The 19,828-nt window shown below is 65.0% G+C and carries 17 protein-coding genes, 2 pseudogenes and 1 riboswitch; of the genes and pseudogenes, 4 read left to right on the top strand and 15 right to left on the bottom strand.

Annotated features, from left to right (window positions below; translation table 11 throughout):
• Window positions 1–190: 190 nt before the first annotated feature.
• From EIP85_RS14605 to EIP85_RS14595, 3 genes are all read left to right on the top strand, one after another.
• Entirely contained in the window at window positions 191–1,540 is a 1,350-nt protein-coding gene (locus EIP85_RS14605; protein WP_127902950.1) for an aspartate aminotransferase family protein, read from the top strand.
• A complete protein-coding gene (locus EIP85_RS14600; protein WP_127902949.1) occupies window positions 1,537–2,313 on the top strand; it encodes an SDR family NAD(P)-dependent oxidoreductase in 777 nt (258 codons plus the stop codon). Before EIP85_RS14605 ends, EIP85_RS14600 begins: the two co-directional genes overlap by 4 nt.
• Before the next feature lie 90 nt (window positions 2,314–2,403).
• Window positions 2,404–3,114: an IS6 family transposase gene (locus EIP85_RS14595; protein WP_127902948.1), complete on the top strand. Its 711-nt coding sequence runs from the start codon at window positions 2,404–2,406 to the stop codon at window positions 3,112–3,114.
• A 98-nt stretch (window positions 3,115–3,212) separates the two neighbouring features.
• On the opposite strand, the pseudogene EIP85_RS14590 reads toward EIP85_RS14595, so the two are convergent.
• The 15 genes and pseudogenes from EIP85_RS14590 to EIP85_RS14520 form a co-directional block, all read right to left on the bottom strand.
• Window positions 3,213–3,725 (bottom strand): annotated as a pseudogene (locus tag EIP85_RS14590) (IS5 family transposase); the annotation flags it as partial.
• Window positions 3,726–4,404: 679 nt separating this feature from the next.
• Window positions 4,405–5,208, bottom strand: coding sequence for an alpha/beta hydrolase fold domain-containing protein (locus EIP85_RS14585; protein WP_164871745.1), 804 nt, complete (start codon window positions 5,206–5,208; stop codon window positions 4,405–4,407).
• 37 nt (window positions 5,209–5,245) lie between these two features.
• Complete coding sequence (locus tag EIP85_RS14580; protein WP_127902946.1) at window positions 5,246–6,892, bottom strand: ABC transporter substrate-binding protein; 1,647 nt, start codon at window positions 6,890–6,892, stop codon at window positions 5,246–5,248.
• A 41-nt stretch (window positions 6,893–6,933) separates the two neighbouring features.
• Window positions 6,934–7,617 (bottom strand): isochorismatase family protein, encoded by a 684-nt coding sequence (locus tag EIP85_RS14575; protein ID WP_127902945.1) that lies wholly within the window; start codon window positions 7,615–7,617, stop codon window positions 6,934–6,936.
• Window positions 7,617–8,924: a M24 family metallopeptidase gene (locus EIP85_RS14570; RefSeq protein ID WP_127902944.1), complete on the bottom strand. Its 1,308-nt coding sequence runs from the start codon at window positions 8,922–8,924 to the stop codon at window positions 7,617–7,619. Before EIP85_RS14570 ends, EIP85_RS14575 begins: the two co-directional genes overlap by 1 nt.
• 98 nt (window positions 8,925–9,022) lie before the next feature.
• Entirely contained in the window at window positions 9,023–10,039 is a 1,017-nt protein-coding gene (locus EIP85_RS14565) for a GlxA family transcriptional regulator (RefSeq protein WP_206615545.1), read from the bottom strand.
• Between the two features lie 179 nt (window positions 10,040–10,218).
• Window positions 10,219–10,527, bottom strand: a complete 309-nt coding sequence (locus EIP85_RS14560) for a hypothetical protein (RefSeq protein ID WP_127902943.1) — start codon at window positions 10,525–10,527, stop codon at window positions 10,219–10,221.
• Between the two features lie 120 nt (window positions 10,528–10,647).
• Window positions 10,648–10,851, bottom strand: a riboswitch (cobalamin riboswitch).
• A gap of 241 nt (window positions 10,852–11,092) precedes the next feature.
• Window positions 11,093–11,428, bottom strand: coding sequence for a DnaJ family domain-containing protein (locus tag EIP85_RS14555; protein ID WP_127902942.1), 336 nt, complete (start codon window positions 11,426–11,428; stop codon window positions 11,093–11,095).
• A 443-nt stretch (window positions 11,429–11,871) separates the two neighbouring features.
• Window positions 11,872–12,834: pseudogene (locus EIP85_RS14550) on the bottom strand (IS110 family RNA-guided transposase).
• A gap of 170 nt (window positions 12,835–13,004) precedes the next feature.
• Complete coding sequence (gene dapA, locus EIP85_RS14545; protein WP_127902941.1) at window positions 13,005–13,898, bottom strand: 4-hydroxy-tetrahydrodipicolinate synthase; 894 nt, start codon at window positions 13,896–13,898, stop codon at window positions 13,005–13,007.
• Window positions 13,895–14,575: a dihydrodipicolinate reductase C-terminal domain-containing protein gene (locus tag EIP85_RS14540; protein ID WP_127902940.1), complete on the bottom strand. Its 681-nt coding sequence runs from the start codon at window positions 14,573–14,575 to the stop codon at window positions 13,895–13,897. Before EIP85_RS14540 ends, dapA begins: the two co-directional genes overlap by 4 nt.
• On the bottom strand, window positions 14,575–15,972 hold the full coding sequence (locus EIP85_RS14535; RefSeq protein WP_127902939.1) for an aldehyde dehydrogenase family protein: 1,398 nt from the start codon (window positions 15,970–15,972) through the stop codon (window positions 14,575–14,577). The genes EIP85_RS14540 and EIP85_RS14535 overlap by 1 nt, the downstream gene beginning before the upstream one ends.
• Window positions 15,969–17,240, bottom strand: coding sequence for an FAD-dependent oxidoreductase (locus EIP85_RS14530; RefSeq protein WP_127902938.1), 1,272 nt, complete (start codon window positions 17,238–17,240; stop codon window positions 15,969–15,971). The genes EIP85_RS14535 and EIP85_RS14530 overlap by 4 nt, the downstream gene beginning before the upstream one ends.
• The gene (locus EIP85_RS14525; RefSeq protein WP_127902937.1) at window positions 17,237–17,488 is read right to left on the bottom strand and encodes a 2Fe-2S iron-sulfur cluster-binding protein; all 252 of its coding nucleotides are present in this window, start codon (window positions 17,486–17,488) and stop codon (window positions 17,237–17,239) included. The genes EIP85_RS14530 and EIP85_RS14525 overlap by 4 nt, the downstream gene beginning before the upstream one ends.
• The gene (locus tag EIP85_RS14520; protein ID WP_164871744.1) at window positions 17,485–18,651 is read right to left on the bottom strand and encodes an NAD(P)/FAD-dependent oxidoreductase; all 1,167 of its coding nucleotides are present in this window, start codon (window positions 18,649–18,651) and stop codon (window positions 17,485–17,487) included. Before EIP85_RS14520 ends, EIP85_RS14525 begins: the two co-directional genes overlap by 4 nt.
• 285 nt (window positions 18,652–18,936) lie before the next feature.
• Here EIP85_RS14520 and EIP85_RS14515 point away from each other — a divergent pair, with 285 nt between their 5' ends.
• Entirely contained in the window at window positions 18,937–19,782 is an 846-nt protein-coding gene (locus EIP85_RS14515) for a transporter substrate-binding domain-containing protein (RefSeq protein WP_127902935.1), read from the top strand.
• The last annotated feature ends 46 nt before the right edge of the window (window positions 19,783–19,828 follow it).

The raw sequence follows: 19,828 nt of genomic DNA, 5'->3' as shown, positions 1-19,828 counted from the left end.
AGACGGGCCATGCGAGCGCAATATTTTCGAGGCCATCGGCGCAACAATCCCGGGGCTTGCCGCCCTGAACTGGAACATTCCGAGCGCGGCAAGCTGTTTCGACCCTTAGACCCCTATAAAATTTCGTGACTTCGTGGAACCGAGCTCCTTTTCTCGGGACTGCAATGAGTGGGTTCCCCGGGGAGACGGAATGACGGAGGGGAGGATCGAGGCTCTCTACAGCGCACGCACTGCACGGTCGGCGGTGCTGGCGGAACGGGCTCGGTCGGTGCTGCCGAGCGGGATCGTCCACGATTCCCGCCACTTGAGGCCGCATCCGGTCTATGCCACCCATGCCGAGGGCGCGCGGAAGTGGGACGCCGACGGCAATTGCTACATCGATTATTTCGGCGGCCACGGCGCGCTGCTGCTCGGCCACAACCCCCCCGATGTGATGCGGGCAGTCGCGGAGCAGATGGCCCGCGGCACCCATTTCGCCGCCTGCCACGAGGCCGAGGTGGCCTGGGCCGAGGCTATCGTCGCCATGGTGCCTTCGGCCGAGAAGGTACGCTTCCACGCCTCCGGCTCGGAAGCCACCCAGATGGCCGTCCGCCTCGCCCGTGCCTTCACAGGGCGGGACCGGCTGATGCGGTTTCACGCCCACTATCACGGCTGGCAGGACGACATGACTGCTGGCTATGCCTCGCATTTCAACGGCGGCACGGTGATCGGCGTGCCCGAGGCGGTGGCCGCGCAGACCGCCGCACTCGACCCCTACAACGAGGCGAGGGTTGAGGCGGCGCTACGGACGGGCGCCTTCGCGGCGGTGATCCTGGAGCCCCTTGGCGCCTGTACGGGGAAGATCCCGCTTTCGACCGACTTTCTCGCACAGCTCCGAAACTGGTCGCGCGAGACTGGCACGCTGTTGATCTTCGATGAGGTGATCACCGGCTTCCGGGTCAGCCCCGGCGGGGTGCAGGAGAAGACCGGGATCACCCCTGACCTGACCACACTCGCCAAGATCGTCGCCGGCGGGCAGCCGGGCGGCGCGGTGGCGGGGCGGGCAGAGATTCTCGAAGGGCTCGATTTCGAGGTCGCGGAGCGCGCCGGGCGACAGAAGATCTACCACCCCGGCACATTCAACGCGGCGCCGGCTTCGGCGGCGGCCGGGGTGGCCACGCTCGCCGCGATCCGGGACGGGGCACCGAACCGGCGGGCCGAGGCGCTGGCCGCCGACCTGCGGCGCGGGCTCGCAGAGGTGCTCGCCGCCAGGCAAGTGGCCTGGCACGTCTATGGCGAGGCCTCGGCCTTTCACCTGTGCACGGCGCCCGATCTCGCTGAGGCGCCGTTCGATCCGAGGCGGCTCGGACGTGCGGGGCTGCAGGCGCAGCCGCCGGGGCTCGCGCGACTTCTTCGGATGGCGATGCTCGTGAACGGCATCGATCTCAGCGGCTGGCCCGGCGGGCTTCTCTCCGCCGCCCATACGCCAGGGGATGTGGCGGTGACGGTCGCCGCCTTCGACGAAAGCCTTGGGATGCTGAAACGCGAGGGGATGCTATGAGCGGGGCTTGGGCAAGCGATGCACTGAAGGGACGGGTGGCAGTGGTGACCGGGGCCGGTAGCGGCATCGGCCGCTCAATCGCCGAGGCGTTGGCCGGGGCCGGGGCCGATCTGCTCCTCGCCGACCTGGCCGAGGCCGGCGCGGCCGAGACGGCGGCCGGCATAGCGCGTGGGGACATAAGGGTGGAGGCGGCGGCCTGCGACGTGCGCGATCCGGAGGCGAGCGCGGCGCTCTTCGCCCGGGCAGTGGAGCGGCTCGGCCGGATCGATGCCGCGATCTCCTCGGCCGGGATCGGTGGGCCGGCGGCGCTCGCCCACGAAATCACGCCCGCGCAGTGGGAGGCAGTAATCGCCACCAACCTGACCGGCTCCTTTCTTTTCGCCGCGGCTGCTGCGCGGGCGATGGTACCGCGGGGGGGCGGCTCGATCACGCTCGTCACCTCGCAAGTGAGCGAAGTGGCGCAGAGGAACTGCGCGGCCTATGTCGCCTCCAAGGGCGGGGCGAAAATGCTGGTAAAGGCGATGGCGCTCGACCTCGCTCCCTTCGGGGTGCGGGTCAACGCGCTGGCGCCGGGCTTCACCGATACGCCTATGACGCGGGGCGGCGACCCGGGTCATGCCGAGAGCCGCCGCCAGTCGCTCGCCCACATCCCGATGGGGCGCATGGGGCGGCCGGAAGAGGTTGCCGACGCGGCGGTGTTCCTGGCGTCCGACGCCTCGGCCTATGTCACCGGGACGACGGTGTTCGTCGACGGCGGTTATTTGACAGTCTGAACCGTCGCTGCACGCAGGTGCCGTTGTGACCACCGGACAACTTGGGATTGCCAAGTTGTTCCTGGGGTAGCGTTGTCTTAGGTGGCGAGGATGAAGATGCCTGACACCCTGCCGCGCCTGAAGGGCTATCGTCTTCCTCGCGAGATCGTGGCTTACGCGGTCCGGGCCTATCACCGGTTCGCGCTCAGTACCGGGGATGTCGAGGATCTGCTTGCCGAGCGCGGGGTGATTATCAGTCGGAAAACCGTGGGGCAGTGGGTGAACCGCTTCGGGAGCCACTTCGCCGCCTGCATCAGGCGCGACAGGCCGACCGCCAGCGACAAGTGGCACCTCGACGAGGTCGTCGTGCCGATCAACGGCGAGAAGTTCTGGTTTTGGCGAGCAGTCGACGCAAACGGCGATGCGCTCGACATCCTCGTGCAGAAACAGCGGAATGCGAAAGCAGCAAAGCGGTTCCTGAAGCGGCTGATCGGCCGGTTCGTCACTCCGCGTGTCGTCGTCACCGACAAGCTGCGCAGTTATACCAGACCGATCGGCCATCTCGCACCCGATGCGGATCACCGCGCGCACAAGGGGCTCAACAACCGCATCGAAGGATCGCACCGGTCGACCCGAAAGCGCGAGAAGATCATGGGGCGGCTCAAGTCACCCGGACAGGCCCAGAGGTTCCTCGCCGCACGTGACCAGGTCGACACGCTCTTCCGACCCCGCCGCTATCGTCTCTCCGCTCTCTCCTGGCGACACGCCAGATCCGACGCCTTCGATCTCTGGGCTATCTATGCCCTCGAAATGAGCGCCTGACGAACACCACTCAGGCCCATGCCGATTTCGGCCCAACAAATTGGCAATCCCCGCAGGATCTCGTTTCGAGCCGAGGCTGCAGGGCAGTCCTCTTTTCAGGCGCGCCCGTTGCGGCGGATTGGAATGCCGGCATGGGCACCGTGCGCGATGATCGCGGCGTGGCATCGTCGCGTGTCATAGGCACCATCCGCGGTGACGGTGGCGACCTCCTCATCCCCGGGGAATTGCGCCGGCAGTTCCGGTAGCAGAGGGCTGTCCCCTTGACGGCTCGAGGTGAACTTGACCGCGCGTATGTCGCCGGTCTCCGTATCCATGGCGATGTGGACCTTCCGCCATTGCCTGCGGCGGGAGGGCCCATGCTCGCGGGACAACTATTCGCCATCGCCCCGGAACTTCACTCCCCCCTCGCCGGTTCACACGAACCTCATCAGTGGCACGTACCGGCTGAATGTCGACAAGCAGGCTCAAGGTTTCCCCGTGCGGCGATAGGGGATCTGAACCCCGATCCGCGCTTGCCGCCTGCAAAGCGTCGAAAAGTCCCTAACTGGCCAGTCGAGCCCAGCCATCCGGATCGGGCTCTCGACCAAACCATCAGGCCATATTCGGGGCAGTTCTCGGCCGGAGCCTTGACCGTCTTCACGGTTCCCTCGCGGATGATCATCCTGCGCCTCCTGTGGAGTTGTTGGCCAACGTTCCCTGAGTGGCCTCCCACAGGTCGAACGGATGGTCGACTGATGTTGGTTGCCGATCAACGTCTTGCGCTGGGAGCGACGTCCGCTTCGTCCGCTTCCTAGACCGCTGAATGGACCGCGGCGAACGGCAGGTTCTACCGCGGCACCTGGATCATCGAACGTGCCAACGAAGCGCCCGGGATCATTAAGAATGGCTTCAAGTTCCTCTCGCACGGCTTCAGGTCGAAGATTGTCAGGAGACCACCCACGACACAACGCGTTGAGGTAAGCAGGCGGGCGATAGAAGCTGGCTCTCACAAGCTCCTTGCGCGAGACATTGCGCGACCTGCGCTCCGCATCAATATCCGCCTGGCACTGATGCCGCCACCGCGCGCCGGCGGCCAATGGTCCGCGCCAACGGGAAAGCGGCCAGACCGCTCCCAGGGTATTGAACTCGGGCGTGGAACAGCCGAGATGGGGCGCCTTGCCGCCGCTCGAGCAGGGCGCGGCAAAGGGTATCCGGCCTATGTCCTCCGCCGCGTCCCGCACCCTCAGCCTTCGCCAGATCTACAGGTCCGGCGAGAAAGTGCTTATCGCACGTTCTGCAAGATGCGTTGGGCTACAACATCAAGCTTGCAGCAGCAGAGCGAACGGCGCTTCGCGCTCTCGCCGAAGGCTGCGGCGAGGACAGAAAACCGTGCGGCTCGTCCGCTACCAGTTGCAGTGTGCAACACTCCGGCCGGCACGCGGCGAAGCGGTGGCTGTCTGCAACTAGGGGGTCCGCCCCTGCCCCTATGACGACCGTCTTCGCAGGCAGGCGAAACCCTGCTGACATTGGTGTGAACTCCTTGGCTGTCCCGATCAGACACTTGGGGTCGACCCGCCGATAGGCAGCCCCTATCGATCGTGCGTCCAGTCCCGCCGCGACAAGTGCGGGGTCGCCTTCATCGGGAGAGGGCGGTGTGCCGAAGATGCCGTAGAAGAGGAGCGCACCGGCGATCCTGTCTCGACGCGAAGCCGGAGCCGCGTGATACCCCCAAAGGGCCACGAGTGCTCCGGCGCTGTCGCCGGCAAGGATTACTGTGCCGTCGAACATCGCCTCGGCTACCTCGATTGCCGCGGCGGCATCCGCAGGTTGGTCAGGCAGGCAGTGCTCCGGCGCAAGGCGATAGGCTGCGGACAGAACGGGTAAACCAAGTTCCGCGCAGATAGTGGCTGCGACGATCCGGTGTGTGTGGGGCGAGCCTACGACGAAACCACCTCCGTGGAAGTGCAACACCATCCTAGGGTCAACGCGCTGGAATGGTTCAAAAAGAATACCGCCGCAAAATGCGCCCGCAGCCGGAACTACCTTCTCGCGCAGCCCCGTCGGCAGGATGGGGGAGACCACCTCCGGCTGCGCGTCGCGCCACGCCCGAAGCATGGCCGGGTCTCCCTCTGCCCAGTCCGGCATCGGAGCGTCACGCGCTCATCCAGACCAGGTCGAGATGCTGCTCGAAGGCCTGGTGCGCCGCGTAGCCATGCACGTTCGGTCGGTTGGATCGGAAGACCGACCGCCAATAGGGTTGAATGATGACGCCCGCGCCGCGGAGCCTGGTCTCCAGCTTCGCCATTACCGCCTGGCGGATCTTGGAGCTGGGGATGGCCTGGGCCTTGTCGAGCCACTTGTCGAACTGAGGATCGGCAAAGCCGCTCTCGTTCCATGCCGCACCGGAGCGATAGGCGAGAGACAGGACCTGTATGCCGAGAGGCCTGCCGGTCCATTCCGTCAGGGAGAACGGATACTTCGTCCAGTTTGTCCAGTAGACCGGCCCGGGCACTACGGTCCGCTTCACCTTGAGGCCGGCCTTGCGCAGTTGGTTGGCCAAAGCGTCGGCGGTATTCGTCTGCCAATCGGTGGCGACTGAGACGATATTATGCTCGAAACCCGTCTTGCCTGCCGCCTTGAGCAACGTCATTGCCTTTTTCGGATCGTAGTTGGCAGGTCCGACATCGGCATAATCCGGATGCATGGGACCGACATGGTGATCGGCGGCCACCGCACCCTTTCCGTCGATGCCGATATCGAGGAGCACCTCATTACGCACCGCCATCTGCACGGCCTGTCGTACCTTTTCGTCAGTATAGGGAGCGGTATTGACCTGCATCCGGGCGACGATGGTAGAGGCGGTGGCGATATCTGTCGTGGCGGCGCCGGCCTCCTTCATCATGCCGACCATGGATGCTGGCGTTTCGTAATTGGCGTCAATCTCACCGCTCTCATAGGCGGACACCATCGCGGTCGGATCCGTGCCAAGATCGTTCCATTCCGCACCCTCGAGCCAGAAGGAACCGTTCCACCAAGGTCGGGACGAGCGTTTTACGGAGGCCTTGTTGGCAGGCTCCCACGAAACCAGTTTGCACGGCCCGGTCGTGATCGCGAGAGCCTTCATCGGATCGCTGCCACCGTCATAGGAGCGGTGCATGATGAGCGCCGGATAATCCGCCATGCCCGCTATGAGGGTCACGTCTGGGTTGGGCAGGTTCAGCCGGACGGTCATGTCATCGACCTTTTCGATGCCGCCCTTCACTGCCTGCTTCGTCTTGGGGTCGATCAGGGTAGCCATGCGGCTGGCCATGGAATTGCCCGGGACGGTGGCGTCGCACCAGCGGGTGAGGTTGAAGATCACATCCGTCGCGTCGAATTTGTCGCCGTTTGACCAGGTGATCCCGGGGCGGATCTTGAGGGTCAGGGCCTTGGCGTCGTCCGAGGCTTCCCAGCCTGCAAGAAGCATCGGTTCAAAGCTGAAGTCCCGCTTCCAGCGCACAAGGTATTCGTTGCACTGGCGCGCGATGTTGGCCATCTCGGTGCCATCAAAGGTGCGCGGGTCGCGGAAAGGCTTCACCACCTGGCCAATGCGGAGGGTGCCCCCCTTCACTGGCGCTGTTTCTGCCCTAGCCGCCTCTGGTGCGATACCGCCGAGCGCGATGGCACCGGCAGCTGTGACGCCGACACCAGCCATTGCCGCGAAAAATTCTCGCCGCGATAGGGCGCCCTCTCGGTATTCGCGCGCGTAGCGGAGCGCGAAGGGATGGAGCTTTCGATCGGTCAGCATGAAGTTCTTCATGGTCGGTCTCCCTGTCCAGGTGGCCTCTTCCGAGGGCCGGTTCAGAGCGCGTCGTAGTCCCGCGCTATCGTATCGATCTCGAAGCGGAGGGGGGCGGAGCCCTGCAGCTGCCAAACCGGGCGGGTGGCGCCGGCAAGAAGGCCTACCGCAGCCTCGGTCACCGTCACTGCCCCGCCGTACATTCGGTTGACGAGGTGGAGCAGCGCTGTCTGATGCATCGTCGCCGTGCCGGAGCCACACGCGTCTTTGACCAGCACAACGCGCAGCCCCTCAGCCACGGCATCGCGGACGGTTGCGGCGATGCAGGCCTCCGTCCAGACGCCGCAGACGACGAGGTGGGTGGCCCCGATGCGAGTGACCTCGGCGAGGAACGCCGCGGCGCTGAAGCAGCTCGCGTCGTTCTTGCGCAGGACGAATTCGCCGGGCGCCGGCGCTACCTCTGGGCAGATCTCGGTCAGCGCATGGCCGAGCGGACTGAAGAGCGGCGTGCCACTGGCACCGAGCGGCTCCAGCTTGCGCGGCGGCACAAGCGTAAAGTCGCGTACATAGGCCGCATGCAGGACCGGCACTCCTGACGCCCGCGCGGCGTCGATCAACTGCGCCGCGCGGGCCAGGACAGATCCAAAATCCGCGACGAGGAAGCGTTGGTCCGCGCGATGTTCCTCCTGCAGATCAACGACGACGAGCGCCGTCTTTTGCAGCGGCAGGGCCAGCGGCTGGTGCATCAGAGTTCGCCCGACAGAAACTCTTCCTCGTATGGAAAGCGCGACAGCAGCTCGATGCCGGTTTCCGTCACCAGAACCTCGTCTTCAAGCTTCACACCCTCCTTGCCGCCCTTCTCGCCAATGTAGCTTTCGACCGAGAGGCACATGCCGGGCAGCAGGATGCCGTCGCGGCCGTAGGTGTTGTAGTCCATCGCATGAGCGATGAAGGGCGTTTCACCATGCATGCCAACCCCGTGCATCACCGAGGTGTAGCGCTGCTCCACGTATTTCTCCGGGATCTTCCATGCCTTATTGGCGATTTCGCGAAACTCCATTCCAGGCTTCATGATCGACATGTTGTGCTGCACCTGTTCCCACGCCATGCGGTAGAGCGTCTTCTGCTCGCGGGTGGGCGAGCCAGGGCCGCAGCGGAACGTCCGTGAGAAGTCGGAGAAGTAGCCGAAGCATCCGATCGTGTCGGTGTCGAGTGCCACCAGCTCTCCCGGTCGGACGACACGGCCCGACGCCTCGCCGAACCAGGGATTGGTGCGTTGACCAGACGTCAGAAGCCGGGTTTCGATGAACTCGCCACCCTGGCGGATCACCTCATGATACATGACAGCGAAGAGCTCCTGTTCCGTCACCCCTGGCTTGATCGCCTCGCGGACCGCAGCCACCGCGGCCTCGGCGCCGGCCATGGAGGCTTGAAGGCATTTTACCTCCTCCTTCGTCTTTACCGCGCGAACCTCCGTCAGGATCGCACCCGCGACGTCGACGACCTCGCAGCCCTCCTGTTCAAGCGCAACCGCTTGGATATGCGAGCAGCGATCCATCCCGATCTTCATCGAACCGTCGCCATGAGACTTCAGCAGGTCAGAGATCTCCTGCGCGAACGGACGTACCGTCTCACCGTCCTTGCCAGAGACAGCTGACCAGACGAGCTTTGACGGGCGGACCTCGTCCACCGTGTCAGCGGAGGCGGAGACATGATAGCTCTGCGGATAATCGAAGAGCACCACCGGGCCTTCCGCGGGAATGAAGAAGTAGCGGGTGGAATTCCTCAGGAAGTAACCGAACATGTTGCGCGTTCCGGTGGCATAGCGCTGGTTATACGGATCGAAGAGCACCACCCCGCCATAGCCGTCGCGCACCATCCAGCTCCGTAGTCGGGCCAGCCGCTCGGCCCGGAGCTTCACCGTATTGATGAAACTTGGCTCTGTATCCGAGAGCCACATGCCGCCGGCCGGGTCCTCTGCCATTGGATGACGCATCCGGTCCTTCCAGTCGACGTCATCAGTGTTGTCGGGATCGAATACGACGATGCTCATTGGAACCCTCCTGTCCGCGGGCCCAGTATCCAAATCGGCTGCGATTCGTTCGTGCCGTTTGCCGTGATTTCTATGCCGTTTGCCGTCCCACTACGTGATCAGCTGCGGCGGATACTGTCGGGCTGGACGCCGAACGTGGCACGGAAGGCACGAGCGAAGGCGGAGGGGTCGCCATAGCCGCAAGAGAGTGCCACTTCCCGCACGGGCAGGCGGGAGTGGATGAGCAGGTCTCGAGCACGGCGCATCCTGAGCTTGCGCATGTAACGTCCCGGCGTGTCGCCCAGTTCGGCGCGAAAGGCCCGCTCCAGACGGTCACGCGAGATGCCGCGGCGAGCGGCAAGTACACTGACGCTCAGGGCGTCCTCAGCCGAATTCTCCATGTCTTCGACGCAGGCCAGAACTATCTCGTCGCGAATCCCACTACGAAGTCGGAGCGGCATCTGGCTGCGATCGAGCGGCGATCGCAGGGGCGAGTGTGCGAACCAGTCCGCAACCGAGAGGGCCAGAGCGGTGTCGAAATCCTTCTCGATCAGGGCCAGCATCATGTCGAAGCTGCCCACACCGCCGATTGCCGTGAAACGGTCATGGTCGATTACGAAGAGCGAGCGGTCGAGCTCGACCCGGGGGAAAGCCTCGCCGAAGGCCGGTTGGCTGGTCCAATGCAGGGTGCAGCGGTAACCATCAAGCAGGCCGGCTCGCGCTAGAAAGAAGGATGCATCGGCGACCGCGCCCAGCTTAGCGCCGGCCCGCAGCGCCCGCCGGATCCATCGCAGCGAAGCTTCGGATTTGAGCGTATCGGCATCGCCGCCCGAGCACACAACGATCCGGTCGGGGATTGGCGCTTCCTTGACCGAATGATCGGGCTGCAATGCGTAGCCACTCGACGCCCGGATTGGCGCAGCCTCCGGCGCGACGATGGACCAAGAATAGCACTGTCGGCCGGAAATGACATTCGCGGCCCGAAGCGGCTCGATCACCGAGGCGAAGGCCATGAACGGAAAGCCAGCAAAAAGAAGCAGGCTGAAATGGATCGGTCGGCCCTCGATGGGTTCAGGCCGGCCTACGGGTGGTCCTTTGGTCCCCATATCATCCGTTTTGACAAACTCCTGTGTCAATGACCACTATTGATAATCGACTGAGCGCCTCAGCCGAACATGAAAGATGTACCGGGTCAGGGCTCCATCAAATAGACAACAGCGATCCCGCCCATGGAAGCAATCGGAGTGTCCGCTTGGTAGAAAACCGACCGCTGACGAGAGGGACTGCTGTAAGGGGCGAAGCGGATCCTATTCCTTCAGCCTCCTGTCAGTGCGCGCCGCGCGCGGGCCCCGCCACGCCGTCGTTTGGCGGGCATGGAGAGCGCCAACGGCGCAAGTGGCGATCGGATGGAGGTATTCACCAGGTCGCAGAATATGGCGATTGCAGGGGAAGTAACCGCGAATGGGCAAGCCAGCGAATAGGCCCGCTCGGCCTCCTGCCGGTAGCCTAGATTACCGGGCAATGCGCCCAGCCACTGCATATAGCCAAGCTGTCCAAGCTCGCGCGCCCGATCGGGGGGCACCAGTCCTATGTCGAGTTGCAGTATTGTGTGTTCCAGAAGCATTGCGCCCTCCGCACAGGTGAGCGGGCGCAAGCGAGAAGCAGCGATGTCGACAGGCCGTTGTGGTCCATCCAGGTCTCTCCCTCCCGGGGTGCCCCGCCCGGGTTCAAGTCGACTGCGGCGCGTCTGGCGCCGGAGATGGCAGGTCTCCTGACTTGCGGATCATCGCTTCCACGAACCTTCCCGAGCGCACGGCCCAGTGGTCAATCTCGCAGTCGCTCTCCGCTCACAGTTGCGGGGGCAGTCGCGGAATAGGGTCAAGACCCGCACCGCGTTCCCTTTTCAGCCGGTCCTGAAGAACCGGACACCATCAAGTTCATGACTGACACGCTGCGCAATTGTTGTCCATCATGGAAACGTTTTCTTTCACCGACACCATCAGCCCTGACACGTTGCCGTGACCCTTCAGCGATGCGAAGCTCTTGATCAAGGGTCGTGCTTCGACCAATGCTATGCCCCAAGAAAGGCGTATCAGCGGATTTTGCTGCCCTTCACGCCGCGCGCGGCGAAGGGCAACACCGAGCCCATTGTGTCGAATGCTGCGCAGCAGACGAGCGGCCGCGTCGGGCTATGACCCCATGAACCGCCGCCTTGCTTCCACGGCCATGTTGTAGCGCTGCTGGAGGTCAGCGATCAGAGCCATCGCAACGCGTTTGGTATCGTCGCCCTCTGCCTCCCTGTAGCTCTGCTTCGCTGCTTCCAGCAGCTTCTTGATTCTGAATTGCTCGGGCGATGCGCCTGCCTCGGCCATTATGCGGGCCGCCACTGCTGTCGCCGTGTCGATGAAAGCCTCGCCTGAGCGCTCGGGCAGTGGCTTCCCCTCGCCTTCGAGGCCGCGCAGCTTGCCCTCCGCGAGAGCCTTCTGGATTTGCCGCTCCACGAGGCGGTCAAAGGATTGGGCCATACTGTATTCCTGCCTTCTGACCGGCGCCGCAGAGACGATTAGGCGACGATCCGTTAAACTAGCCACTGGAAACAAGGTGGACACTCAAAATCCCGCACAGGACGACAGCTTCGTCCGCTGTTTGGACGGCGTTATCAGGCGTTATCATATGTGGACGTATATGGACCCCACGTGACTGCAACGGTCTGGCGGGTTCTGGGTTGAGCGTCACGATTGCTGACGTATATCCGGTTTCCTGATGCGGGCCGATACATCGTCGCCGCGAGCCCCGATGGGTTTCCGCACGCTTCGACCTCAACAGCCCCAAGACACCGGCGATCGCCGTGCCGGTTCACAAATCAGGTTCACGAAGCGACGGGCCGTGACCCTTTCACCATCTCCTGCCAGTGTGCTGCAATGTTCCGGAGCGAGACCTCCCGCGTTCTGTTTCTTCGCTGTTGCCCTCAGGCCACCTGAGCGGAGTGGCAATCATCTCCCCGCGACAGGATGGACCAGACGATCCTGGCGTTCTTGTTTGCGAGCGCGACGGTCACCACGTTCGGGTGACCCCGGTCGCGCATCCGCCCGATCCACTGGCTTCTCGGATCCTGCTTGCCACCGGCCTTGCCGAGGACAGCACGGGCACCGTGGATCATCAGCGTCCGCAGGTATCGGTCGCCCCGCTTGCTGATCCCGAAGAGCCGCGCCTTCCCTCCGCTTGATCTTTGCTTGGGAACCAGTCCCAGCCAGGCGGCGAACTGGCGCCCGTTCTTGAAGCAGGTCCGATCCCCCACTGCCGCAACCAATGCCGTCGCCGTCACCGGACCGATGCCCTCGATCCTGGCGATGCGTCGGTCCAGCTCGACCAACTCCTCGCGCACGTCCCGCGCCAGGTCCCGGATCAGATCGCCAAGGCCGGCATCTGCTCCATCAGCGATCTCCCCGAGGGCGCTGCGCAGGTGGGAGATGTCGCGCGCGATCACGATGCCATGCTCGGCCAGAAGGCTCCGGATTTGGTTCACCAGTCGTGTCCGGTCTGAGACCAAGCGCTGGCGGATGCGATGCACCGCCTGAAGCGCCAGCTGTTCGGGCGACTTTGGCGGCACGAACCGCATCGATGGCCGGCCGACAGCCTCGTAGATAGCCTCAGCATTATTGCGGTCGTTCTTGTTCGACTTCACGTAGGGCGTCGCGAACTGCGGCGAGATCAGGCGCACCTCGTGCCCGAGATCGGACAACACCTTTGCTCAGTAGTGGCCGCCGCCGCATGCCTCCATGCCAACGACGCAGGTCGGCAATTCGGCGAAGAATTGAGCGACCCCATCCCGTCGCAGCGCCTTCCGGAGCACAACCCTGTCCTCCGCGTCGGCACCATGAACTTCGAACACGTACTTCGCCAAGTCCGACCCAATTCGAACGATCCGCATCGGGTTCCTCCTTCTCAGCGGTTGCGTTCGAAGGCTCTCCCCCGGGGGCGTCCACAGATGACAAAGCCAGAAGTAACCCACTCTGCGAGGGAAACAGGCAAATGCGCCCTCGGCAACCGGAGGAGCGTCGCATGGGATTGATCTCCTCCGAAGCTGACGGCCGAACAGTATCATTGCCCGGTGGCCTGTCCCATCAGTGACCGCAGATGCCGGTCGGCGGCGGCGGATACCGGCATCATCGGCAGGCGCAGCTTGTCCTCGATCAGCCCTTCGATCGCCAGCGCGTGTTTCACCGGGCCGGGGCTTGGCTCCAGGAACATGGCCGCCGCGAGCGGCGCAAGGTGATCGTGCAGCGCCAGTGCGGTCTCGTGATCGCCGCTGCGCCAGGCCTGGTGCAACCGGACGACATCTCGCGGGCGCAGATTCGACAGGACCGAGGTCAGGCCGCAGGCGCCAAGCGCGTAGAACGGCAGCGCCAGCCCGTCGTCGCCGCAATGCACTGCGAAATCGGGCCCGCAAGCCGCCCGCAGCGTGGTGACCCGGCCGGGATCGCCGCCGGCCTCCTTGATCGCGACGATATTCCCGCAACTGCGCGACAGTTCCGCAGCGGTTTCTGCCGCAATTGTCACGCCGGTCCGGGCAGGAACCGAGTACAGCATCACATCCGCACGCGTCGTCGTCGCCACAGCCGTGAAGTGCGCAACCAATCCCTCCTGGCTAGGTCGGTTGTAGTAGGGCGTGATAAGCAGAACGCCGTCCACGCCGGCCTCGGTCGCCCGTCGCGTCGTGTCCAGCGTACGCGCCGTGTCATTGGTGCCGGCGCCCGCCATCACATAAGCAGCCCCATCGGCCCGGTTGACCACGTGCGAGATGACGGCGAGCTGCTCAGCCTCGGACAAGGTTGCCGCCTCACCCGTCGTACCGACGGGAACAAGGCCCGCGATGCCCGCCTCGATCTGCTGGACAACCAAACGGTCCAGCGCGGCCCAGTCGATGGCGCCGGCTGCGGTGAAGGGCGTAACGAGCGCCGTGAAAATGCCGTCGAAACGGGTGGGGGAAGTCATGGGTGATCCTCGCTCAGCATGTCGGAAGGGGTATAGAATCCGGCTGGCCGCCCACGCAGCCAGCGCGCGGCGGCCAGCGCACCGGCGGCATAGGCAGGGCGACCGGCCACGGCCATGCGCAGGGTGATTTCGGACACACCGAGATCACAGCGCAGCTCGGTAATGCCCGGCGTATCGCCGATGCGGTGAACCTCAACGTTGGCCACGCGATCCATAGCCGCCAAATCGGTCAGAAGGCCCCGCGTCGTGCCCGAGGGCTGCGGCTTCTTGGCGGCGTTATACGTTTCGGACAGCGCCAGCCGCGCCTGTGGCAACGCCACGGCAAGGGCCACCAAGGCAGCGCGAAACGGCCCAAAGCCGTGGGCGAAATTTGCCCCGACCAGCACCGGACGATGTTCCGCCTCGGCCCGAAGACGCGCGCTCTGTGCTTCCGAAAAACCGGTCGTGCCGATGACTAGGGCCAGGGAATGCGACGGATCCAACCGTTCGAGAAGCGCCATCACCGCGGCAGGTGTCGAGAAGTCCACCAGCAGCTCGGCACCAAGCCTCGCCGCTGCCAGGGCTGAGCCATCCCGCCCACCAATCGCCTCGTCCAAGGCAAGATCGCTTGCCGCCTCGATCAACGCGACAACTTCGCGGCCGACCTTGCCACTTGCGCCCAGCACCGCGACCCGCATCAGTCGATCACCACGCGGGTTTCGCTCATCTCACGCAGAGCGATGCGCACACCCTCACGCCCAAGACCTGACTGCTTCACGCCGCCGAATGGAACATGCTCGGCGCGGAAATCCGGGCCTTCGTTCACCATGAGCCCGCCCACCTGCAACTGCCGCGAGAGTTTACGGATCGCCGCATGGTCATTGCTGAAAATCCCTGCCTGCAAGCCATAGGCCGTGGCATTAACCTCTGCCGCCGCGGCATCGAGATCGGTGAAGCGCCGTATGGCCAGAACAGGTCCGAACGTCTCCTGGGCCCAAAGCCGCGCCTCAGGGGGGACATCCTCAATCAGGGTCGGCGCGATAAGGTTTCCGAGCCGGGTTCCACCCTGCACCAGCCGCGCGCCCATCGCCTGAGCTTGATCAAGCCGATCCATGATCTCTTGCGCGGCGGAGGCGTCGATAACCGGGCCCATTTCCGTGTCTTCGGCCATCGGATCGCCCGCCCGATGTGCGGCGACCATCTCTGCAAGCCGAGCGGTGAAGGCTCCGGCCACGGCCTGGTGCACATAGAGCTTCTTGACCGCCGCGCAGCTTTGGCCCGCGATCTCGAAGCGATGGGCGATGGCGGTGCGGGCGGCAGCCTCCAGGTCGGCATCGGGCATCACAAACAGCGGATCGTTCCCGCCCAGTTCCATCAGACAGCGCACAAGCCCCGATGCGCGCTTGAGCGCGAGGCCCGCCTTAGGGCCGCCGGTGAAGGACAAAAGGTCGATCCCGCCCTGCGCCAACGCCACCGCGGCATCGGCACCGCCATGCACGATCTGCACAAGCCCGTCGGGGAATCCTGCCTCGACCGTCAACCGCACGAGGTGATCGGCCGCCAGCGGCGCCTTGGGCGAGGGCTTGGCGATGACCGCGTTACCAGCGGCGATGGCCGGACCCAGCTTGTGGCAGAGCAGGTTGACCGGATAGTTGAACGGCGTGATCGCACCTACGACGCCCACCGGGACATAGGTCACTACCGCCTGCCGGTCCGCACCGCCTGACACAATGGCGCAATTCAGCACCTCGCCGTCCAGAAAGGTCGCCGCATCACCCGAAAGCCGCAGCGTGTTCTGCGCGCGGCGCACCTCGTTGCGCGCCTCCGTCAGGGTCTTGCCCATCTCTGCAGCGATCGTCCGCGCCATTGGCTCGGCATCGCGGGCAACAAGTGCAGCCAGCCGCTCCAGCAAAACCCGCCGCATGGCCGGGGTCGTGCTGCGGAAGTCTGCCGCTGCCCTGCGCGCCTCTTCGATGGCCTGGTCGATTCCACTGGCCGTGCTTTCGCGGACAAAGCCGACGGGACTCCCGTCGAACGGGTTGAACACCTCAAGCGTACCTGTTTCGGCAGCAAACCGGGAGGCGGCGGCTGTCATGGGGACTCTCCTTCTCTTGATTTCTGTGCGGCCAGCAGATCGGCAACGGTGATCGGGGCCGCGGGATAGCGTGCCGCCCCAATGCGGCGGGCCGGCCCGCTGCGTCCTGCCAGCCTTTGAACCCATTCGGCGCAGAAGCGGCCTTGGCAGGGGCCCATCGAAAAGCGGCCATCGAGCCGCAGCATCCTGTCGGTCGGCGCGGGGCCAAGCGCACGCAGGTCGTCCAGCGTGCGCATCTCGCACCGGCACAACACGGTATCCCCCGGCAGCGTGGCCAGCCGGTCGGCCCCGTCATTGGCGTAGATTCGAGCAAGCAGCCCCTGCGCTCGGCGCTGACGCTGCAACTCCTGAGACAGGGCGGGCGCAAGCGTACCGGAAAGCTGCGCCGCAAGACGTCGCCCGCCGTTGCGCCCATCGGCAAGCGCCGCCCTTGCGCCAAGCGCCTCGCGGCAGTCGCCTAAGCGCACGACGGGGATGGGCGCAATGTCGGGCAGGCCCGCGTCGTTCGGACGGATCCCATCGTGTAACCCGACGAGGTCGCAGGCAAGCCGTCGGCGCCGGGCGCCCCGCTCAATCTCGACCGTAAGTCCCGCGGCGTCTTCGCTGATACGGGTGACGTGGCTTGCCGTTAGAATCAGCACCCGCGCGACGACCAGGCGACGCATGTAGGCCGCCGCCTCGGCCAGGTACCCGGGCGGCAGGCGAAGCGCCGCGAGGGGATGGGCGAAGGGGCGGCCCGCCTCGATTACCGCGACGGGGGGCCGGCCAAGCGCGCATAGTTGCGCCGCGGCGGCCAGCAGCAGAGGGCCGGAGCCCGCCAGCGCGATCCGCCCGAGCGGCGGGGCGGCCTGTGTCTTCAGATAGGTCTGGATCGCCCCCACGGTCATCACGCCGGGCAGCGTCCAGCCAGGGCGCGGCTGCACCGCCTCGCGTGCGCCAGTTGCAAGGACAAGCGCCTTGGGCCGCAGAAAACCGGGCGCGGCGCCCGTCAGCAAGACTTCACCCGTAGAATCGATCCCGCCGAACCGGGTCTCGGTCCGGATCTCGATGCCCGCCGCCCGCACCTCGGCCATCAGGGATTGCCATCGGCGATGCTCGGCGGTCCGCGCAATCGACGGGCGACCCGGAAGCGGCTGACGATGGATCGCCCCGCCCGCCGCCTGGGTCTGATCCACCACAGTGACGCGCTGCCCTGCACGCACCAGTTCGACAGCGGCGCCAAGTCCGGCAAGACCGGCGCCGACCACAAGAACCACCTGTCCGGTCATCCTTCGGCCCCCATCTCAGGAGTGACCGACAGCCCCGGCGCGCACGGCATCAAACAGGCCTCGGTCACGCAGCCATCAACGGTCACCAGGCAGCACTGGCACTGGCCGATGCCGCAGAAGACGCCCCGGCGTTGGCCCCGGCTGCCCGCGCCGAAGTCGGCGATGCCCGCACGCGTCAGCGCGCCGGCGACCGTGTCGCCAACTTCGAACGGCACTATACGGCCCTGCCAGAGGATGCTTTCGGTCATGCTGCTCCCCACCTCGCGTGCTTGGTGAACCGTGTGGGCGAGAGGGCGGCCAGGTCGGCCTCCAGCCCCGCCGTCACACCATCGCCGCAGGCGATGCGCGCGGCCTCCCGCCCGATCAGCGCTGAAAGGCAGATGCCGTCGCCCTCAAAACCGGTCGCCAGCAGAACGCGCGGGCTGTCCGGCAGGGTTCCAAACACGGGCAGCCCGTCGGCCACGGCCGCCCGCACGCCGGTGAAGATACGGATGATCCGCCGGCCGAGAAGCGGGGGCCAGACGGCCGCCGCCCGCTCCATGAGGGCTGCGATCGTGGCGAAGTCGTTCAGGCGGGGATCGCCATGCGCCTCGCGGGTGGAACCGACAAGGTATTGGCCGGTCGAAAGAGGGTCGATAACCACCGGCGGGCGCGGCGGCGGCGCGCCATCGCGGGTCTTGGCCAGAAGATAGGCCGCGGCAGTCAGCGCTCCGGGTAGGACACCCGCTGGGCCGCTGTCGGTGACAATCAATTGCCCCGCCCGCGGAATCAGCGGCAGCTGCGGCCAAAGCTCTCCGGCGCCAAGCCCCGCTGCGACGATCAGGAAGCCTGCACGCAGCTGCGACATGCCCAGATCGAGAGTGACGCCCGTGGCGTCGGCCTCATGCCCCTTCAACCTCGCGGGCCAAATCCGTTGAACGCGATCACCCGCCGACGCAAGGTAGCCGTGCACCGCCTTGTGGCCGGGCATATGTCCCTCGCCCATCAGCCGAACGATGCGGTCCACGCCCATGCCGCATCCGGGAAGAAGCGCGGCGCCACCATCGTTTTCGACCGACACTGGCCCGCCGATCTGGGCCAGCTTCGCCGCGAGCGCATCTAGCGCGGCGGCCTCTTCCGGGCCCTGCCCAAACAGGAAGGACGGCCGCCGCCTGAAGGCGCGCGACAAGGGCCCCCCTTTGGCCAGGGTCGCCGTATGCGCCAGCGAGGCCGAGGCCAGCCGCGCCATCACGCCGGGCTTCTTCGAGGCGACAGAGACCGCGCCGTCGGAGGCGCCCGAGGCGGCGGCGGCTGGTCCCTCTGCGTCGATGATGGCGACCCTGAGGCCGGCTTGGGCCAGGTGCCAGGCCGTTGATGCGCCGATCACGCCAGCACCGGCAATCGCCACGTCGATGTCGGGGGAAGGGGTCAAGGCGAACTCCACGGGTTGCGATAACGCTAGGCTAGCGCCGTCCCACCCCGCTGGACGATGCAAAATGTACCGGTCAACATACAAATATCATTGGAGGACGCGCAAAACAGAGCGCGCCTAACGATCAAAAATCTTCTGAAATATAAGAAATTTTACAGGATGGCGCTGGAATCTTGTATTGAAATGGGGCCTGAAACGGGTTCGCATGCTCCCAACCGGCCAGGTCAGCATCGCGAGAAGCCGGACAGAAACACTTGACCGAAACCGTCCGACATGGAGTACCCCATGACCCTTCTGAAAAGATTGGCGACCGCCGCCGCCCTTGCCGCGGCCGCGCTTAGCATCTCGCTCAGCCCCGCACAGGCGCAGCAGCAGAAATCCAAGGTTGACCAGATCCGGGCCCGCGGCGTGCTGCGCATGGCCGGCATCCTGAACGAAGATCCCTATTTCTCGAAGGATCCGCGCACCGGGGAATGGCACGGCTTTGCCGTCGCGATGGGCCGCGACATGGCCAAGGACCTGGGCGTGAAGCTTCAGGTCGTGGAATCGAGCTGGGCCAACTCGATCCTCGATGTCGAATCCGGCAAGGTGGACGTGGCCTTCGCGCTAACCGCGCTTCCCAAGCGCGCCTTGGCGGTGAAGTTCTCGCATCCGACCTATTACAATAGTTTCGTCATCATCTCACCCAAGGCCGAGCTAGACGGGCTGAGCTGGGCGCAACTCAACAATCCCAAATATACGATCGCCGTCGATCTCGGCTCGGCGCAAGACCAGATCACCAAGCAATACCTGCCCAAAGCGCACATACTGCGGTTCCAGACACGCGATCAGGCCGTTCTGGCACTGACAACGGGCAAAGCGGACGCGGTGATCAACACGGTTCTCAACGGAATGGTGATGGTCAAGAAGAACCCCGCGCTTGGCAAGGTCATCGTGCCGAAGCCGCTGCTGTCGTCGCCCTCGGTCATCGGGATCAACTACAATACCGACGACCAGTGGAAATCCTTCGTCTCGGCCTGGGCGGACTACAATCGCCGCGTGGGCAACAACCAGACCTGGATCATTGACGGCCTGAAGCCCTTCGGAATCACGCTGGACGACCTGCCGAAAGGCTTCTCCTTCAACGGCTGAATGGCCGGCCGGGGGAACCCTGCCCCCGGCCCCTCCCCTTCCCTTT

The organism is Solirhodobacter olei, assembly GCF_004010155.1.
GTDB lineage: Bacteria > Pseudomonadota > Alphaproteobacteria > Rhodobacterales > Rhodobacteraceae > Solirhodobacter > Solirhodobacter olei.
The sequence above is the reverse complement of the archived record's forward strand: the minus strand, read 5'-3'. Positions and strand labels throughout refer to the sequence as shown.

What these genes read in the sequence shown, in the direction of transcription:
- EIP85_RS14560 (WP_127902943.1), bottom strand. Translation starts at nt 10,527, where the DNA reads ATGCTTCTGGAACACACAATACTGCAACTCGACATAGGACTGGTGCCC.
- EIP85_RS14595 (WP_127902948.1), top strand. Translation starts at nt 2,404, where the DNA reads ATGAAGATGCCTGACACCCTGCCGCGCCTGAAGGGCTATCGTCTTCCT.
- EIP85_RS14575 (WP_127902945.1), bottom strand. Translation starts at nt 7,617, where the DNA reads ATGCACCAGCCGCTGGCCCTGCCGCTGCAAAAGACGGCGCTCGTCGTC.
- EIP85_RS14570 (WP_127902944.1), bottom strand. Translation starts at nt 8,924, where the DNA reads ATGAGCATCGTCGTATTCGATCCCGACAACACTGATGACGTCGACTGG.
- EIP85_RS14515 (WP_127902935.1), top strand. Translation starts at nt 18,937, where the DNA reads ATGACCCTTCTGAAAAGATTGGCGACCGCCGCCGCCCTTGCCGCGGCC.
- dapA (WP_127902941.1), bottom strand. Translation starts at nt 13,898, where the DNA reads ATGACTTCCCCCACCCGTTTCGACGGCATTTTCACGGCGCTCGTTACG.
- EIP85_RS14530 (WP_127902938.1), bottom strand. Translation starts at nt 17,240, where the DNA reads ATGACCGGACAGGTGGTTCTTGTGGTCGGCGCCGGTCTTGCCGGACTT.
- EIP85_RS14540 (WP_127902940.1), bottom strand. Translation starts at nt 14,575, where the DNA reads ATGCGGGTCGCGGTGCTGGGCGCAAGTGGCAAGGTCGGCCGCGAAGTT.
- EIP85_RS14525 (WP_127902937.1), bottom strand. Translation starts at nt 17,488, where the DNA reads ATGACCGAAAGCATCCTCTGGCAGGGCCGTATAGTGCCGTTCGAAGTT.
- EIP85_RS14580 (WP_127902946.1), bottom strand. Translation starts at nt 6,892, where the DNA reads ATGAAGAACTTCATGCTGACCGATCGAAAGCTCCATCCCTTCGCGCTC.
- EIP85_RS14555 (WP_127902942.1), bottom strand. Translation starts at nt 11,428, where the DNA reads ATGGCCCAATCCTTTGACCGCCTCGTGGAGCGGCAAATCCAGAAGGCT.
- EIP85_RS14605 (WP_127902950.1), top strand. Translation starts at nt 191, where the DNA reads ATGACGGAGGGGAGGATCGAGGCTCTCTACAGCGCACGCACTGCACGG.
- EIP85_RS14600 (WP_127902949.1), top strand. Translation starts at nt 1,537, where the DNA reads ATGAGCGGGGCTTGGGCAAGCGATGCACTGAAGGGACGGGTGGCAGTG.
- EIP85_RS14535 (WP_127902939.1), bottom strand. Translation starts at nt 15,972, where the DNA reads ATGACAGCCGCCGCCTCCCGGTTTGCTGCCGAAACAGGTACGCTTGAG.
- EIP85_RS14585 (WP_164871745.1), bottom strand. Translation starts at nt 5,208, where the DNA reads ATGCTTCGGGCGTGGCGCGACGCGCAGCCGGAGGTGGTCTCCCCCATC.